11 protein-coding genes and 1 pseudogene are annotated in these 17402 nt (G+C 64.1%); 4 read left to right on the forward strand and 8 right to left on the reverse strand.

The genetic code is table 11. From position 1 onward, the window contains the following. Nucleotides 1–253: 253 nt before the first annotated feature. The 3 genes from TSA1_RS03685 to TSA1_RS03695 form a co-directional block, all read right to left on the reverse strand. On the reverse strand, nt 254–799 hold the full coding sequence (locus TSA1_RS03685) for a hypothetical protein (RefSeq protein ID WP_100175161.1): 546 nt from the start codon (nt 797–799) through the stop codon (nt 254–256). Nucleotides 800–978: 179 nt separating this feature from the next. Beyond that, on the reverse strand, nt 979–2421 hold the full coding sequence (locus TSA1_RS03690; RefSeq protein ID WP_100175162.1) for an MATE family efflux transporter: 1443 nt from the start codon (nt 2419–2421) through the stop codon (nt 979–981). Nucleotides 2422–2453: 32 nt separating this feature from the next. Next, nucleotides 2454–2945: a hypothetical protein gene (locus TSA1_RS03695; RefSeq protein WP_100175163.1), complete on the reverse strand. Its 492-nt coding sequence runs from the start codon at nt 2943–2945 to the stop codon at nt 2454–2456. 222 nt (nt 2946–3167) lie between these two features. Here TSA1_RS03695 and TSA1_RS03700 point away from each other — a divergent pair, with 222 nt between their 5' ends. Continuing rightward, on the forward strand, nt 3168–6224 hold the full coding sequence (locus tag TSA1_RS03700) for an ATP-binding protein (RefSeq protein WP_100175164.1): 3057 nt from the start codon (nt 3168–3170) through the stop codon (nt 6222–6224). Nucleotides 6225–6535: 311 nt separating this feature from the next. Further along, a complete protein-coding gene (locus TSA1_RS03705) occupies nt 6536–7771 on the forward strand; it encodes an OpgC domain-containing protein (RefSeq protein WP_100175165.1) in 1236 nt (411 codons plus the stop codon). On the opposite strand, the gene TSA1_RS03710 is transcribed toward TSA1_RS03705, so the two are convergent. The 4 genes and pseudogenes from TSA1_RS03710 to TSA1_RS03725 all read right to left on the reverse strand — a co-directional run bounded on the left by TSA1_RS03710 (nt 7734) and on the right by TSA1_RS03725 (nt 14138). Next, the gene (locus TSA1_RS03710) at nt 7734–8846 is read right to left on the reverse strand and encodes an ABC transporter permease (protein WP_100175166.1); all 1113 of its coding nucleotides are present in this window, start codon (nt 8844–8846) and stop codon (nt 7734–7736) included. The genes TSA1_RS03705 and TSA1_RS03710 overlap by 38 nt on opposite strands. Before the next feature lie 2 nt (nt 8847–8848). After that, a complete protein-coding gene (rbbA, locus tag TSA1_RS03715) occupies nt 8849–11620 on the reverse strand; it encodes a ribosome-associated ATPase/putative transporter RbbA (protein WP_174718740.1) in 2772 nt (923 codons plus the stop codon). Continuing rightward, entirely contained in the window at nt 11617–12684 is a 1068-nt protein-coding gene (locus tag TSA1_RS03720) for an HlyD family secretion protein (RefSeq protein ID WP_100175168.1), read from the reverse strand. The genes rbbA and TSA1_RS03720 overlap by 4 nt, the downstream gene beginning before the upstream one ends. 248 nt (nt 12685–12932) lie before the next feature. Beyond that, nucleotides 12933–14138, reverse strand: a pseudogene (locus tag TSA1_RS03725) (ABC transporter substrate-binding protein). A gap of 211 nt (nt 14139–14349) precedes the next feature. Here TSA1_RS03725 and TSA1_RS03730 point away from each other — a divergent pair. Together TSA1_RS03730 and TSA1_RS39545 are read left to right on the forward strand one after the other, a co-directional pair. Further along, nucleotides 14350–15963, forward strand: coding sequence for an acyl-CoA synthetase (locus TSA1_RS03730; protein WP_100180951.1), 1614 nt, complete (start codon nt 14350–14352; stop codon nt 15961–15963). 15 nt (nt 15964–15978) lie between these two features. After that, nucleotides 15979–16305 (forward strand): hypothetical protein, encoded by a 327-nt coding sequence (locus TSA1_RS39545; protein WP_174718741.1) that lies wholly within the window; start codon nt 15979–15981, stop codon nt 16303–16305. Here TSA1_RS39545 and TSA1_RS03740 read toward each other — a convergent pair. Continuing rightward, nucleotides 16227–16946: a helix-turn-helix transcriptional regulator gene (locus TSA1_RS03740; protein WP_245448096.1), complete on the reverse strand. Its 720-nt coding sequence runs from the start codon at nt 16944–16946 to the stop codon at nt 16227–16229. The genes TSA1_RS39545 and TSA1_RS03740 overlap by 79 nt on opposite strands. Between the last annotated feature and the right edge of the window lie 456 nt (nt 16947–17402).

The following is a 17402-nucleotide window of genomic DNA, read 5'->3' on the forward strand; positions in this document are numbered from 1 at the left end:
CCATGTCGGGCCAGGTGGCACCACGCCTCCGGCGGCATAAGAGTATTTTCAGATGGGATCATATTGATTGTCAGTTGATTAGACGGGGTGTCCGCCTGCTCATGGCCGTAGGTTCAAATCCTATCCCCGCGCCAAAATTCGGATTTGACCGGATCCGGGACGAAAATGGCCCGCGCGAGCGGGCCATTTTTGTTTTGGGACGGTCTCCGAGCGGACCAGCAGGAGCGCGGGCCGGCCGCTGCCGTGGCGCAGCTTACCTGGCAGAGTGCTCCTGCCGAACCTCTGCCGAGGCATCCGCCTTCCGCGACTTGGTCGTGTAAGGGCAGACCATGGTCAGATTGAGCAGCGTCGGCGCCTGGTCTTCGCCGTTGCCGTATTCCCAGACCAGACGAATCTCGTGCTGGTCGGAATTGACGTCGTCCTGCTGATGCTGCGTGATGTCGGCCTTCATCGGAATCGGCGGCTCCGAGTTGAAGCATTTGCGGATGGAGGCATCCAGCAGCGCGCATTTGGTTGGCGGCACCACGACGCGCTCGTCATTCGAGAGCGGCGTGGTGTTGGGCTGCGCGGTGAGCTGAAGCCGGGCATGGCCGAGCGCCTTGAACCACACCTTGCCGCTGCCATTCGGCCACGTCTCGAGCGGCGACAGGATCGGCTGGTACTGGCCGTATTCCATCGTCTCGATGTCGATCTGCTTGGAGGCTTTGAGTCTCGCCACGCTCTTCTTCATGTTTTCGAGCGGGTAGTAGTTGGCGTTCATCAGGTTCTTGTAGTTTTGGTCGTCGTAAATTCCGCCCATCGATCGCTCCCGATCTTCGCCTGAGCACTGGCACGCGTGCCGGCGAGACATTCCAAAGCCGCGTGGCCCATGATGAACCACGCTTGTGCCCCAAAGCTTACAACTGCGAACGCTACCATTCGTGCAGATGCGGCGTCAACGAAAGCAACCTGAGAGCGTCGTGGTGTGACCTTGCGCTGCTATTTGTCCGCCGCATTCGCCAAGCTCAGCGAGCCCTTTGCGCCGGTCATGCGCGGCCCCCAGCGAGTCAACGCAACTGCTGCACAAGAGAGAAGGCCGAGCAATATCATCGACGCGGCCGTCAGCATGAAGAAGCTCTCGGCTGTTGCCGCCTGCGATGTCAGATACCAGCCGCCAAGGATGATGAAGAGCAGGCGCGCCGTTTGCGCCAGCACGGGACCGAGCACGTTGCCGGCACCCTGCGACGAGAAGTACATCGCCGAGGCGAGCCCGATGAAGGCATAGAACGGGGCGACGGTCCGGAGATATTGCCGGCTGGCGGCGTGCGCTTCGGCATTGTCGGTAAAGAGGCTAACCCACGGATCCGGGAAGAGCGCGACCGCGCTTGCGAGCCCTCCGACCACAACGAGCGCGACAAGGCCGGTCGTCCAGGCGACACGGCGGGCCCGCGGGATGCGCCCCGCGCCGACCGCTACCCCGATCATCGGTACCGAGCCGATGCCTACGGAGAAGGCAATGGTCGCGAGCACGTATTCGAGCCGTGCCCCGATGCCATAGGCGGCGAGAACCGCGGTGCCGAACACGGCCAGCATATGGGTGAAGATGAGGTTGGTCAGCGTATTTTGCAGCGGGGAGAGGCAGGCGACCATGCCGACCTTGAGGATGTCGACAAACAGGGGCCACTGCATGCGAAACCCGCGCAGCCGGGGAGCGATGCGGCTCTGGCCCGAGAACAGATACCAGGCCATGATCGCGATATTGATCGAATAAGCGATCAAAGAACCGGTAGCGACTCCCGGCATGCCGAACTGCGGCACGGGACCGAGGCCGAGACCGAGCGTCCCGCCGAGGATGGTCTGGCAAATCGCGGAGTTCACGATCATCATCGACGGCAGTTTCATGTTGCCGGTGCCGCGCAGGATGCTGGCCAGAATATTGACCAGCCAGGTCAGCACCGCTCCGCCGAAATAGATCTCGCTGTAAGCGATTGCCTGCGCCAACACGTCGCCCCTGCCGCCGAGCAGCTGCAGTAATTGCCTGCCGCCCATCTGCATGCCCAGCATGAAGACGAGGCCAAAGAAGACCGCGATCAGAAGCGCGTGTGTGGCAAGGCTCTCGGCGCGATCGCGGTCACCTGCGCCGAGCGCGCGCGCAATAGCTGAAGATACGCCCCCACCCATGGCAGCCCCCGAAACGCTCATGGTGAGCATCACGCAGGGAAACACCAGCGCCATCGCCGCCAGCGATTCGACGCCCAGTTGTCCGATGTAGGATGTCTCCGCGATCGCGACCAGCGTCCCGGCCGAGAATGCGATGGCATTCGGCCAGGCCAGTGAGAGCAGCGTGTGCAGGACCGGTCCGTCGAGCAGCTTGTTCGCAGCTGCCTGCGCGGTCGGCGGCAACGGACTGTCTTCTTTCGCTTGGCGGGCGGGCGTCTCCATCGGAGCATCCGCCCCTGGGGCTCGGATCGTGTTCAGGATCTGTGCGGACAGACCATCGTCAGATTGAGCAGTGTCGGCGTGTCCGAGCCCTTCTTGTACTCCCACTCGAGCCGGATCTCGTGCCGGTGAGCGTAGGCGTCGCTGGCTGCGTGGGTGATGATCTTCGTCTTCATCGGGATCGGCGGCTCGGAGTTGAAGCACTTCCGGACGCAGGCATCGAGCAGGTCGCATCGCGTCAGCGGGATGACGCCCGGCTCGTCCCTGGAAAGGGGGACGGTGTTCGGCTGGGTGCTGAGATCGACGCGCGCCCGGCCCTTTTCCTTGTGCCAGTACTTGGCGCTTCCCTGTGGCCATTTCGAGGGTGGGGTCAGGATCAGGTGGTACTGGCCGTATTCCAGGGTCGGCAGATCGATGTCGTCCGACGCCTTGAGCTTGGCGACGCTCTTCTTCATGTTCGCCAGGGGATAGTAATTGGCGTTCATCAAGTCTCGAAATGCCTTGCCGCTATATGCCAGTCCGCTCATCGTCTTTTCCCCAATCGAAATTGCTGGGCTCGTGGCCCAGGTATCAAAGCTTATCCGCCGCCTAGTGCCTGCTCTTAGACGCTACCATCCAAGAAAGCGTCGCGTCCAGAGAGCTACCCCAATAAGTTGTGTTCTGTGCGAGACTGATTGCCATGGATATCCCGATCGGTAATCTTACGCTTAATTGAGCGCGCCATCTCCGCGCCCGGTGAGAACGCAGGAATGAATTGCCAGGCGTGCCAGTCGATGATTGACCCAGGCGATAGCTGGTGCCGCAAATGCGGGGCAGCAGTCGGGCATCGCCTTGATCCCGACAATGAGCGGAGGTTTGTGACGATCCTCCGCGCCGATGTCATCGATTCGACCGGTCTCGTTGCCGAGTTGGGACCGGAAGAGGCGGTCTTGCGCCTGGAGCCGGCCTTGGCGGCGATGAGGGGCGCGGTACGGCAGTTCGGCGGCATCGTCAGCAAAGAGCTTGGCGACGGGCTTGCCGCGGTGTTCGGTGCCCCTATCGCGGACGATAACCATGCGCCGCTGGCTTGCCATGCCGCCATCGAACTCGTCCGGCGCGTCGCGAGCCTGGGCGATCCCGGACTTCAGGTGCGTGTTGGCCTGCATTCCGGCCACGTCGTCGCCTACATGGTCGCAAGCGAGTTCTCCAAGGTTTACGAGATTGGTGGTGCTGCGCAGCACTTGGCCGCGCGGCTGGAGTCGGCTGCCGAGGCGAATCAGATCTACGTGTCCGAAGCCTGCCAGAGCCTTGCGGATGGGCACGTCCGTTTTGAGTTTTTAGGGTCCAAGACGCTGCGCGGCTTCAATGAGCCCCTGCCGGTCTACAGGATTATGGGCGCGAGTGACCTGTCGAGCTGGCGGGTCCGACGGGCGCGGAGCATCTCCCGGTTCGTCGACCGCACCACGGAGCGCGCCCTGCTGGCGCGTGCGGCCGAAGAAACGAGCGAGCTCCGCCAGACGGTTCTGCTGTTGGGCGATGCTGGAATCGGAAAGTCCCGGCTCGCGCATGAGTTCGCGCAGGGGCTGCGGGCCGAGGGCTGGAGCCTTGTCGCCGCCGAGTGCAGCCCAAACCTTCAGGGAGCGCCGTTCAGCACGCTCAAGCGCGTGTTGCTTCCGATCCTGGAGGCGGCCGCAAAGGATCCCGATGATCCCGCCGATCCTCGTAAGGACCTGCCCGCGATTCAGCGGTGCGCGCTCGATGCGGTGCTCGATTTGCCCATATCCGATCCGCAGTGGAACGACCTGGAGCCTGATGCTCGAAGACGCGCGATTTCCGATGCGAGCTGCGCAATCATCGAAGGTATGGCCCATCGCCAGCGCACGGTGCTTTTGATCGAGGACTTGCACTGGATCGATCGAGCGAGCGACACGGTCGTGGCCATGATCGCTTCGTTACGAGCGCGAGGTCTTTTGGTGCTTCTCACCACGCGGCCGGATGGCATGCCGGTTTGGATCGCCAGTTGTCACGCGGAAGTCGTCGCGATGCGGCCTCTCGACGATGATTCTGGATTGGCAATGCTGGCGGACATGCTCGGTCCTTCCGAGACGAATGCCGACCTCAAGCATCGGATCATTTCTCATACGTCCAATGTCCCCCTTTTCATCGAAGAGGTTTGCCGTGGGCTGAAGGATAGTGGGACGCTTCGCGGTCAGTGGGGTGATCTTGCTCTCGTGCGCCCCATTGATGAACTCGGTATCCCCGCCAGCATCCAAGGCGTGATCGCGGCACGGCTTGATCGCGTGTCGAAGCAGGAGCGTTTCATTCTCCAGATCGCCGCAACGCTAGGTCAGCGATCGAGCGAAGCGATGCTGCGGAAGGTCGTCGGGCTGCCTGAAGAGGCGTTGCAGAATTGCCTTTCTACTCTCGATCGCGCCGAACTGCTGGTCAGGATTGATAGCGAGGTGGAGGACGCTCTCGAGTTTCGGCATGAGATGGTTCGCCAGGTGACCTACGACTCGATGGTCGAAAAGGTGCGCGAGAATTTACATGCTCGCGTCGTGGCCGCATTCGAGAACGACGAAGCATGGCGCGATGCTCCCGAGAGGCTCTGCTATCACGCGACACGAGCGAAGAATTGGCAGAAGGCGTCTAGCTATGGGAGAGCCGCGGCACGAAAATGTCTGGTGCGCTCGGCTTATGCGGATGCCGCCGACTACTTTGAAATCGCGATGAACTCGCTCGACAAAACTCCAATAACTCGGTCGCGCGAGGCGGACGCGGTTGATCTCCGGATGGAGGCGCGGATGGCCTTCATGTGGTCTGGTTCAGTTGCTCGGGCGTTGGAACTCGGAAATGAAGCTGAGGAACGGGCCGACGCAATCAATGACGTCGAGCGTAAAGTCGCGGCCATGACGGTGAGAGCGAGTGCGCAGAATTTCTACGGAACGCCGAGCGAGGCCGTCGCTATCGGCGAGGCCGTCGTGCGCCTGGCGGCGGACTGGGGCAATCAAGGCTGGAGCAATCTGGCGCAATATGGTCTCGGGCAGGCATACTTTGTCGCCGGCCGTTATCATAGCGCCGAAAAACTGTTGGCTGCGGTCCGCGCCCGGTTGCTCGACCCGGAAGCCCATGCGCCCATCGGAACGACTCCGCAATACCTCCTCCTCCTCTGCTGCATGATGAACAGCATCACCCACACCGTCATGGGCGAGTTCGCCGCCGCCGGGCAGCTCCAGCAACAGGCCGAGGCGATCGCCGAGGAGACGGGCCGGCCCTATGATCGCGTCGCCGCCGCCTATAGCGGCGGCTGGCTGAAGCTCGGTCAGAACGATCCCACAGCTGCCGCCGCCATTCTCGAGGACGGCTTCGTGCTGGCGCAGAAGCACGGCATCCGCCTGTTCGTGCCGGTGCTCGCCTGCCATCTCGGCATGGCTTACCTGGAGCAGGGGCTGTTCGACCGGGCGCGCGGCATGTTGACCGAGGCGCGCGAGGAGGCGAGGGCGGTCGGCTATACCTCGGCCGTGCTGCGCAGCTCGATCTACCTCGCGCTCGCGACCTGGCGCCTCGGCGATGGTCAGGCGGCGCAGAACATGCTGCGCGAGGCACGCAACACCGCGCGCCAGCAGGGGTTTTCCGGCCTCGAGGCCGAGGCCCTGGTCGGCGAAGCCGTCGTGACGCCTGCCGCCTCCGAGGCGAACAAGGCCGCCGTCCTGGCGTCCCTGCGCGCGGCGATCGCGATCGCCTCCGAAAGCGGCGCCAAGCCGCTCCAGCAGAAGGCCGAAGCGATGCTGGCCGGGATGCTCGCCCGGGACGACCGGCCCGCCTGACCGTTGCTCGTCGTTGCCCGTGCGATCATACCGTTGCGCCGATTTTCCTGCCCGACGGGTCATTTGAGTTTCGTAGTCAAAGCAAGCGCTTAGGCGGCCCTCGCTACTGTGCATGGGGTTGTTTTCGAGTTTTTGAATCGGCGCTGCTCGAGGTCGGAGCGCAGAATCGCCCAGCGGTGCCCCGTTCGCCAATGACAAGTCCCTTGCATGAAGGCCAAGCTCGGCTACCGTTGACACCAGCCCCGGGGACCGGATGACTTTTTGATCGAGATGTTTGCCATGGCGCGGCGCCCGGCTGGAGAGGCGGGGCCATGATCACACGGGACCAGCAGGCCCTGTTGTCGCCGATCGAGCGCGATCTTCGGCTCGATCTGTTCCGCGGCATCGGCCTGTGGATGATCTTCCTCGATCACATCCCGCACGAGGTCGTGGCCTGGCTCACGCTGCGCGACTACGGCTTCAGCGACGCTGCCGAGGTTTTCGTCTTCATCTCCGGCTATCTGGTCGGCTGGCTCTACGGGCCGGTCATCGCCGGCGGTTACTTCCTCGCCGCGCTCAAGCGGCTCTGGCGTCGCGCTCTGTCGCTGTATGTCGCGCACATCATGCTGTTCCTGCTGTTCACCGCGCAGGTCGCACGGACGGCGCGCCGCTTCGACAATCCGATGTATGCGCATGAGTTCAACGTGTTCAACTTCCTGGCGCATCCGGACGAGCTGATCGAGCAGGCCATCCTGCTGAAATACAAACCGGTCAATCTGGACGTGCTGCCGCTCTACATCACGCTGGTGTTCGCCTCGCCCTTCATCGTCTGGTGCCTTGTGCGCCGGCCGAACCTGACGCTCGCCGGCTCCGTCGTGCTCTTTGGGCTGGCGCGCTGGTTCGACTGGAACATCGCCTCCTATCCGCCGGGCACGACTTGGTACTTCAACCCGTTGTGCTGGCAGCTGATCTTCATCTTCGCCGCCTGGTGCGGCATCGGACAGATCGACAAGATCGGCAGATGGGTCTGGTCGAGGACGGCGATGGCATTGGCGGCGGCGTGGGTCGTCTTCGCCTTTCTCATCGTGATGACCTGGCACTTCCACGCGCTCGAAGCCTTCGTCCCGAAATGGATGATCAAGGCGATCTACCCGATCGACAAGTCCAACCTCGACCTGCTGCGCTTCAGCCATTTCCTCGCGCTGGCGATCCTGGTGACCTGCTGCGTCTCGCGCAAATGGCCGGCGCTCCATTCGGTCTGGCTGCGCCCCGTCATCCTGTGCGGGCAGCACTCGCTGCCGATCTTCTGCCTGGGCGTCTTCCTGTCGTTCTCCGCGCACTGGATCCTGACGCAATATTCGGAAGGCGTGTGGGAGCAACTCGCCGTCTCTCTCGCCGGCATCGTCATCATGACCGGTGCGGCCTGGCTGCTCGATCGCGTCAAGCGCGTCCCCGACCTGTTCGTGAAGGTGACGGACGACGAGGACGCGGGGACCGCAACGGAAGCTGCTCCGCTTGCGGCCCCGTCCGCTAGGCCAGAAACGCGCGAAACCGGCGCAGCGCGATGACGAAGAAGACGCCGCCGATCACGGCGAGCGCGGCCAGCTGCGGCCACACGGCCTCGAGGCCCGCGCCGCGGAACAGGATCGCCTGCGCCAGCATCACGAAATGCGTGTTGGGCGCCGCCAGCATGATGTCCTGAACGAAGAGCGGCATGCTCTCCCGCGGCGTCATGCTGCCCGACAGGGTCTGCAGCGGCAGCAGGGTCATCATCAGGAGCAACCCGAACTGCGGCATGGAGCCGGTGACGGTGGCGAGGAAGATGCCCATGCTGGTGGTGGCGAACAGATGCAGCGCCGCGCCGAGCAGGAACAGTGCGACCGAGCCCTCGATCATGACCGCCAGCCATCCCTGGATCACGAAGGCGATCGACAGCGCCGAGGCCGCGAGCACCACGGCTCCCATCGACCACACCTTGCTGACCATGATTTCGAGCGGCGTGACCGGCATCACCAGCAAATGCTCGATGGTGCCGTGCTCACGCTCGCGGATCAGTGCCGCGCCCGTCAGGATGATCGAGAGCATGGTGATCGACATGATGAGGTGGTCGACCGCGCCAAACCAGGATCTCTTCAGCTCCGGATTGAAACGGGCGCGCAGTGCGAGGTCGATCTGCGGTGCCTGAGCCTGGCGGTTTCGCGCCAGAAATTCCGCGATCTCGGCGCCGACGATCTGCTCGACATAGCCGCCGCCGTTGAAGGCTTGCGAGATGCGCGTCGCGTCGACGTTGAGCTGGATTGACGGCGCCTTCCGCGCCAGGAGGTCGCGCTGGAAGTCCGGCGGGATGTCGAGGGCAAACGTGTCGAGGCCGGCATCCATCCGTCGGTCCATCTCGTATTGCGAGATCATCCGAGGTGTAGAGAAGTACGGAGCGGTGAATGCCATCGCGATGCGCGTCGAGATCGGCGAATGGTCCTCGTCGACGACGGCGATTGCGGCGCGGTTCAGCGTCTCCGGCAGCGTGTTGGCACCCTCATACACCGCGAACGTAAAGGAATAGGCGATGAGCACGAGCAACACCGGGTCGCGTGCCAGTCCGCGCAATTCCTTGATTCCGAGCTGGAGCAGGTTGCCAAGGCGCATGGTCAGCGGGCCTGTTTCTTCAGGAGCAGCGCAGCTGCGGTGACCAGCACCGGGATCATGACGGCGAGCGCCAGGAGCTCGTTGTGGAGCGTGCCGAATCCCAGTGCCTTCGAAAATGCGCCGCGCGAGATGGTCACGAAATAGCTGGTCGGATAGACAAGGCCGATCATCTTGCCGGCCCCTTGCAGCGAGGAGACCGGATCGATCAGGCCGGAATACTGGATCGCGGGAATCAGCGTGATCAGCACAGTTCCGAACAGCGCGGCGATCTGGCTCTTCATGAAGGCCGAGATGACCAGCCCGATGCCGGTGGTGGCCGTGACGTACAGCAGCGCGGCGGCCGCATAGGTCGGGAAGCTGCCCGTGAAAGGAACGCGGAAGACGACGAGCGCAAAGGCGACCAGCAGCAGGAAATTGCCAAAGGCCAGCACCACGTAGGGCAGCTGGGTGCCGAGCAGGAACTCGAGCCGCGTCACTGGTGTGACGTAGAAATTGACAATGGAGCCGAGCTCCTTCTCGCGTACGACGGCGAGGGCGGCGAGCACCGCAGGGATCATGATCAGGAGCAACGGGATAATGCCGGGCGCCATGGCGACGACGCTCCGGACGTCCGGATTGTAACGGTAGCGCAGCTGGAGCTGGTAGGAGCCGGCGATCGCCGCCTCGCCATAGAGCTCGCGGCCCTTCTGCGCCAGCCAGGCGGCGTGGATCGCCTGGGCGTAGGAGCGCAGCGTCTCGGCCCGCGTCGGATTGGCGCCGTCGACCCAGGCGCCGATCTCGACATGGCGGCCGCGGCTGACGTCGCGGCCGAAGCCGGGCGGCAGCTCGATGGCGAGGCCGATCTCGCCCGCACGCATGCGGCGGTCGAGATCGGCATAGTCGATGATGGGGGATTTCTCGGTGAAATAGCGCGACCCGGCGATCTGGAGGCTGTAGTCGCGGCTGATCGCGCTGTCGTCGCGGTCGAGCACGGCGAAGGTCAGGTTCTCGACGTCCATGCTGATGCCGTAGCCGAGCACGAACAGCAGCAGCACGCTGCCGAGGATCGCGAGCGTGGCGCGGATCGGATCGCGCCGCAGCTCGAGCGCCTCGCGCCGGGAATAGGCGAGCATGCGGGTCGGGTTGAACGTCATGCCGCGCTTGCGCGACGCTGCCGTCGTCCCGGCCGGTACGGCCGGTGCGGTTGCCGGCTGGATGGCTGCATCCGAGGTGTCGGCGATCGCTTCTTCCAGGCAGGCGATGAAGGCCTGCTCCAGCGTCGCGGAGCCGCGTGCGGCCACGATGGCCGCGGGCGTGTCCGACGTCAGCACCTTGCCGGCGTGCATCAGCGAGACCCGGTCGCAGCGCTCGGCCTCGTTCATGAAGTGCGTCGAGACGAAGATGGTGACGTTGTCCTTGCGGGAGAGCTCGGCGAGGATCTGCCAGAAGCGGTCGCGCGCGACCGGATCGACGCCGGAGGTCGGCTCGTCGAGGATGAGGATGTCCGGCGCATGGATCATCGCGACGGCGAGCGACAATCGCTGCCGCAGCCCGAGCGGCAGGGCGTCGGGCAGGGCATCGGTGACGTCGGCAAGATCGAACCGGGCGACCATCTCGCTGATGCGCGGGCCGATGGTCTCCGCCGGCAGCTGGAACAGGCGCGCGTGGAGATCGAGATTTTGCGCGACCGTGAGCTCCGAATAGAGCGAGAAGCCTTGCGACATGTAGCCGATGCGCCGCCGCACCGACATGTCGCCGGCATCGATGGTGTTGCCGAACAGCCGTGCAGTGCCCCCGCTGACCGGCAGAAGGCCGGTGAGCATCTTCATGGTCGTGGTCTTGCCGCATCCGTTCGAGCCGAGAAAGCCGAATATCTCGCCCTTCCTGATACGGAAGCTGACGTCGTCTACCGCCACGAAGCCGTTGAATCGCCGGGTCAGGTGATCGGCCTCGATCGCGATCTCCTCATGGCCGTCGCTCCGCGGCGGGATCACCACTTTGGTATGGTCGCCGCGATCGGCTTCGGGCAGGAGGCGGATGAAGGCCTCGTCGAGCGTCTCGGCGCCGGTCTGCCGTTTCAGCTCGGCGGGCGTTCCGGTCGCCAGCACGCGGCCGGCGTTCATCGCGATCAGGAAATCGAACTGCGCCGCCTCCTCCATATAGGCGGTCGAGACGATCACGCTCATGCCGGGCCGGCTGCTCCGGATCGAGGCGATCAATTCCCAGAACTGGCGCCGCGACAGCGGATCGACGCCGGTGGTCGGCTCGTCCAGGATCAAGAGCTCGGGATCGTGGATCAGGGCGCAGCACAGGCCGACCTTCTGCTTCATGCCGCCGGACAGCTTTGCGGCGGGCCGATCGGCGAACGGCGCGAGACCAGTGTCGCGCAGCAGGCCGGCGATCCGCCTGTCCCGTTCCACCTTGTGATGTCCGAACAGGCGGCCGAAGAAGTCGATGTTCTCGAACACCGACAGCGTCGGATAGAGGTTCTTGCCGAGCCCCTGCGGCATATAGGCGATGTCGGGGCACACGTTGCGGCGATGGCGCGAGCTTGCCATGTCGCCGCCGAGCACGTGGACGTGCCCCTGCTGGATCGCGCGGGCTCCGGCGATCAGCGACAGCAGGCTGGATTTGCCGACACCGTCGGGGCCGATCATCCCGACCATGCACCCGGCCGGCAGGTCGAGCGTGATGGACTCGAGCGCCCGGGCCTTGCCGTAGCTCAGGCCTACGCCTTCCAGATGCACCACGCTGCCGACGGCAGACGGTGCTTCGGCTGCGGCAGTCGTGCTCATCTCGTCAGCTTGATCTTGAGGTTGTCGGGCCATTGCGCGGCCGGATCGAGCTGCACATAGGCCATGCCCGGCAGGCCGGTCTTCACATGCTCGACGTGCTGGCGCAGCAGATCGGGTGCGATATGCGCCTTGATGCGGAACATCAGCTTCTGGCGCTCCTCCTCGGTTTCGACCGTCTTGGGCGTGAATTGCGCGACGTCGGCGACGAAGGTGGCCTTGGCGGGGATCACATATTGCGGGATGGCGTCGAGCACGAGACGAACCTCGGCGCCGATCGCGACGCGGCCGGCGTCGGCCGTCGGCAGGAAGAACGTCATGTAGACGTCGCCGAGATCGACCATGTTGAGGACGCGGCCGCCGGCGGCCAGCACCTCGCCCGGCTGCGACACGCGATACTGCACGCGACCGTCGCGCGGCGCCTTCAGCACGCTGTCGTTGAGGTCGGCATTGATGCTTTCGATCGCGGCCTTTGCCGCGTCGACCGAAGCGCCGGCGTCGATCACCATGGCGCGCGCGGAGCTGATCGCGGCCTCCGATGCGGCGACCTGGGCGTGGGACGCGGCGAGCGCCGCCTTCGCCGTGGCGTTGGCGGAGCGGTCGTCGTCGAGGACCTGCTGCGCCACGGCACTGGTCTTGATCAATTTTTCGGAGCGATCGAGCTTGCGGCTCGTGGTGTCGAGCTGCGCGATGCGCTGGTCGACCACGGCCTCGGCCGCTTTGCGCTCGGCCTCGCGCTGATTCACCAGGCTCTTGGCCGTCTCGACATTGATGGCGGCGCGCTGCAGCTGCGCCTCGGCCTGGCGGCGCTGGGCCTGCAATTGCTCGGTGTCCATACGCGCCAGAACCTGGCCCGCGCGCACGAGGTCGCCTTCGTTGACCAGGATCTCGCGAATCCGGCCCGGCGTCTTGGTCGCGATATCGATCTCGACCGCTTCGATGCGTCCGTTGCCGCGGGCGAAGCCTGCCGGCAGCGTGTTGGTATCGCGGTGCTGCCAATAGTAATAGCCGCCGCCAGCAACGAGGACGGCGATCGCGGCGATGACGCGACCCGGAGTGAATTTCATCTGTTCAAAACGCCGTGAGGCGGCGCCCACTGTTGAGAAACGTACGCCCGGCCCGCTGATGGCGCGGGGAGGGCAGCCCCAACATTGCAGCCAATTTTGCATCGCAACTTGATGCAGATCAGACGTTGGCGCGAGGCGTCAGTGCCCGTATTCTTGGCTCCGCGTCGTCGCCGCTCGTCCGCCCTGATTGGTCAAGCGGACGAGCCAGGCCTGCTCAACGGATTGCCATCGGCCTGATCCGGGCTGCCTCATTTCACCAGCGGGCAGCCGCCGTCCTTGAGCGGGCGGAACGCCTGGTCAGCGGGCACTTCGGCGAGCAGCTTGTAGTAATCCCACGGTGCCTTCGACTCCTCCGGCTTCTTCACCTGGAACAGGTACATGCTGTGCACCATGCGGCCGTCCTCGCGCAGCACGCCGTTGTCGGTGAAGGCGTCCTTCACCGGCAGCTCGCGCATCTTCGCCATCACCGTCTTGGTGTCGCGGGTGCCGGCGGCCTGCACTGCCTTCAGATAGTGCAACGTTGCACTATAGGTCGCGGCCTGGTTCATCGTCGGCATCCGCTTGACCCGCTCCATGAAGCGCTTGCCGAAAGCACGGGTCTTGTCGTTGAGATCCCAGTAATAGGCCTCGGTGATGATCAGGCCTTGCGCAAGCTTGAGGCCGAGGCTGTGCACGTCGGAGATGAACATCACGATCGCCGCCAGATTCTGGCCACCGGCGACGATGCCGAACTCGCCGGCCTGCTTGATTGCGTTGATGGTGTCGCCACCGCCATTGGCAAGCCCGATGATCTTGGCCTTGGACGCCTGGGCCTGCAACAGGAACGAGGAGAAATCGGCTGTGTTGAGCGGATGCTTGACGCTGCCGAGCACCTTGCCGCCCGCCGCCTTCACGACATCGCCGGTGTCGCGCTCGACCGAATGGCCGAATACGTAGTCGGCGGTGAGGAAGAACTAGGTGTCGCCGCCGTTCTTGACGATGGCGCTGCCGACGGTGTGGGCGTTGGCATAGGTGTCGTAGGTCCAGTGCGCGGTGTAGGGCGAGCAGGACTTTCCGGTGATGTCGGAGCTGGCCGCATCCGTCACGATCATGATCTTCTCGTACTGCTTCGACAGCTCCATCACCGCGAGCGCGGTGGCCGAGGTCGGCAGGTCGATGATCATGTCGACCCCTTCGGTCTCCCACCATTTACGCGCGATGGTGGAGGCGACGTCGGGCTTGTTGAGCACGTCGGCCGCGACCATGTCGATCGGCTTGCCGAACATCTGCCCGCCAAAATCTTCGATCGCCATCTTGGTGGCCTCGACATTCCCCTGGCCGCCGATGTCGGAATAGACCGACGAGAAATCGGAGAGCACCCCGATCTTGAGCGGCGCCTGCTGGGCTGAAGCCGAACCGAGCAGAGACGCGAACAGCAATCCAACGGTGACGGCAAAGCGAGTATTCCGGCACATGAACATTTCCCTCTGTAAAGTTTCTTGTTGCTGAAAGCCTAGATTTGCCTCCGAGGAGTGCAAGGTCTTGCGCGACGGCGCCGGCGCGAAGTGCGATTTGACGCGGTCAATTGACGCAATTACGGTCCGCGGAGCAAAAGCGGCAAGCGCCGCGCCTCATTGGCGTCGAGGCGGGCGGCCAAGCCAAACATCAGAAGTTCAGGGGATGGATATGTCCAGCGAGACCGCAGCCACGATCGCGAAAGCCCGCGAGCATTCGATCGGCGATCTGCTGCGCCGCTCCGCGGCCCGCGAACCGCACAAGCTCGCCGTGAGCTGCGGCAAGGTCAGCTGGAGCTTTGCCGAGATGGATGCGATTTGCAATCGGCTCGGCCGCGGCCTGCTCGGCCTCGGCGTCAAGAAGGGTGATCGCATCGCGGTTCTCTCGCGCAACTCGCATGCCTTCGCGACGCTGCGCTTCGCCGCGGCGCGGATCGGCGCGGTGCTGGTGCCGATCAACTTCATGCTCAATCCCGACGAGATCAATTTCATCCTGAGGAGCTCTGGGGCAAAGCTGCTGGCGACGGGTCCTGATTTCGTCGATCCGGCCAAGGCCGCAAGCGCGAAGGATTGCGCGGTCGAGAAGATGATCTGGCTGCCGGGCGAAGATTCCGCGTCGGCGCCCGCGGGCCTCACCACCTTCGACGATCTGCTCCATGCCGACGGCTCGTTCCTGGACGCGTCGGTCGACAGTCGCGATCTCGCGCAGATCGTCTACACCTCAGGCACGGAATCGCTGCCCAAGGGGGCGATGCTGACCCATGAAGCGGTGATGTGGCAGTATGTCAGCTGCATCATCGACGGCGGCATGAGCGTGGACGACAAGTTCCTGCACGCCCTGCCGCTCTATCACTGCGCCCAGCTCGACGTGTTCCTGGGCCCGCAAGTTTATCTTGGCGCCTCCGGCGTCATCACGGGCAAGCCGACCGCCGGCAACATTCTCGCGCTGATCCAGGCGCACAAGATCACGTCGTTCTTCGCGCCGCCGACGATCTGGATTGCGATGCTGCGCTCGCCGAACTTCGACAAGACCGATCTGTCGACCTTGCAGAAAGGCTATTACGGCGCCTCGATCATGCCGGTGGAGGTGCTGCTCGAACTCCAGCGCCGCCTGCCCAATGTCAGATTCTGGAATTTCTACGGTCAGACCGAGATCGCGCCGCTCGCGACCGTGCTGCGGCCGGAGGACCAGCTGCGCAAGGCCGGCTCGGCCGGCAAGCCCGTGCTCAATGTCGAGACGCGCGTGGTCAACACGTCGATGGAGGACGTCAAGGTCGGCGAAGTCGGCGAGATCGTGCATCGCTCGCCGCATCTGCTCTCCGGCTATTACAACGATCCTGAAAAGACCGCGGCGGCGTTCTTCGGCGGCTGGTTCCACTCCGGCGATCTCGCGACCGTCGACGAGGAGGGCCACATCACCGTGGTCGACCGTGTCAAGGACATGATCAAGACCGGCGGCGAGAACGTTGCCAGCCGCGAGGTCGAGGAGATGGTCTATCGCATTCCCGCCGTGTCGGAGGTCGCCGTCGTCGGCCTGCCCGACCCGCGCTGGATCGAGGCGGTCACGGCCATCGTCGTGGTCAAGAGCGGCGAAAAGCTCGACGAGGAATCCGTCATCAAGCACTGCGCCGGCCAGATGGCGCATTTCAAGGTGCCCAAGCGCGTCATCTTCGTGGATGCGTTGCCGAAGAATCCGAGCGGCAAGCTGCTCAAGCGCGAGCTGCGCCAGCGGTTTGTCGGCGGCGAGACGCTGGACAAGGCGGTGCAGAAGAGCTTCGGCACCTGAGAGGGAGCGCCTCCCATGAAAGCCTGGCAGGTCGCGCGCGACTGGTCGATCGAGGGAATGGAGCCGGCCGATCTGCCCGAGCCTGTGCCCGGACCGGGTGCAGTGAGTGACCGCGTGTTCAGCTTCGATGCCGTGCCGGACGCGCTGCGGCTGATGCAGCAGGGTGGCGGCCATTTCGGCAAGATCGTGGTCGAGTTCGACCAAAGCGTTTTCGAACGAAGTGGCTATCGGTTCGCGTCAAGAGAACGCGCAAGAAGGAAGCTCTATTTGCTCTCGCCGGAAAGCTTCCTGACATCGTCCGGCGTTTGCCCGAAGCGACGGCGAAACGCGCGATGGAAGTAGGAGACGTCGTGGAAGCCCGCGAGATGCGCGATCTCGATGATCTTGCGGGTGCGCATGGCTGGGTTTCGGAGCAGCCGCTCGGCGCGCAGCAAGCGCTGCTCCAGCACGAAGCCGCTGTAGGTGATGCCGGCCTGCTCGAACAGCAGCTGGATCGTGCGTGGGCTGACCCGATGCGCGGCTGACAGGACGGTGAGCGACAGCGCGGGACTGTCCAGCTGCGCCAGGATGTCGGATTTGAGAGTCTCCAGGCGCGCTGCGGCAAGGCCGCGCGTCCGCGCTTCCTCGGCGACGTCGCCGCGGGCCCCGATCATCAGCACGGCGAGATCGAACAGATGCTGCGAGACCGCATCGAGCTCCGCGGGCGCGAGCTTGTCGGCATAAGCGTGCGCGAGATCGTAATATCGGACGAACATCGACGTGATTGGATTGGCGCCGGGGATCGACCCTGCAATCAGATCCTCCGCATTCGGGCAGGCGCGCAGCAGCGCCTTGCGCGGCAGCAGCGCGGTCTGAAAATTGCCATGCCCTATCTGGGTGATCCGAGCGCCCTTGATCGAGGGGTCGCCGATCGTGACGTCGCCCGCGGCAACCTCCAGCGGACGATGCCCCATGGCGCCGCTGAGCGCTGAATTGGGCGACATCGTAATCACCAGTTCGTCATTCGTCCCCAGCGACACGAAAGATATCGGCGAGCCAAACGAGGCCGAGAGCCTGAGACGGGGAAGAATGGCCGGCGCAATGGTCCGGTGAACGCGCCCTTCTCCAACCGGGACGAAATCGACATTGGCGACCTGACGGCAGAACTGCTCGCGCCATCTTTCATAGGCCTGGCCATTCGGGTCGCCGTCGAATGAGAGTTGAGGCTGGATCATCGATCAGAAAGGCAGTGAGTTGGCGATGTCCTGCAGGTTGTATCGTTAGTCTGGTGCGCCGCAACGGCAAAAGCGCCGGATTGCGTGATAAGCCATTCGCGATGGCGTGCTGAGACCGCGACCAGGTGCCGCAGCCCGGTGTGCCCGGATCGCAACAGGCTCCGGCTTTGCCGCCGCCTTTCATTTCAGTCCATTCGGCGCTTCGCGCCTCGCCACGAATGCGGA

Source organism: Bradyrhizobium nitroreducens, assembly GCF_002776695.1.
GTDB lineage: Bacteria > Pseudomonadota > Alphaproteobacteria > Rhizobiales > Xanthobacteraceae > Bradyrhizobium > Bradyrhizobium nitroreducens.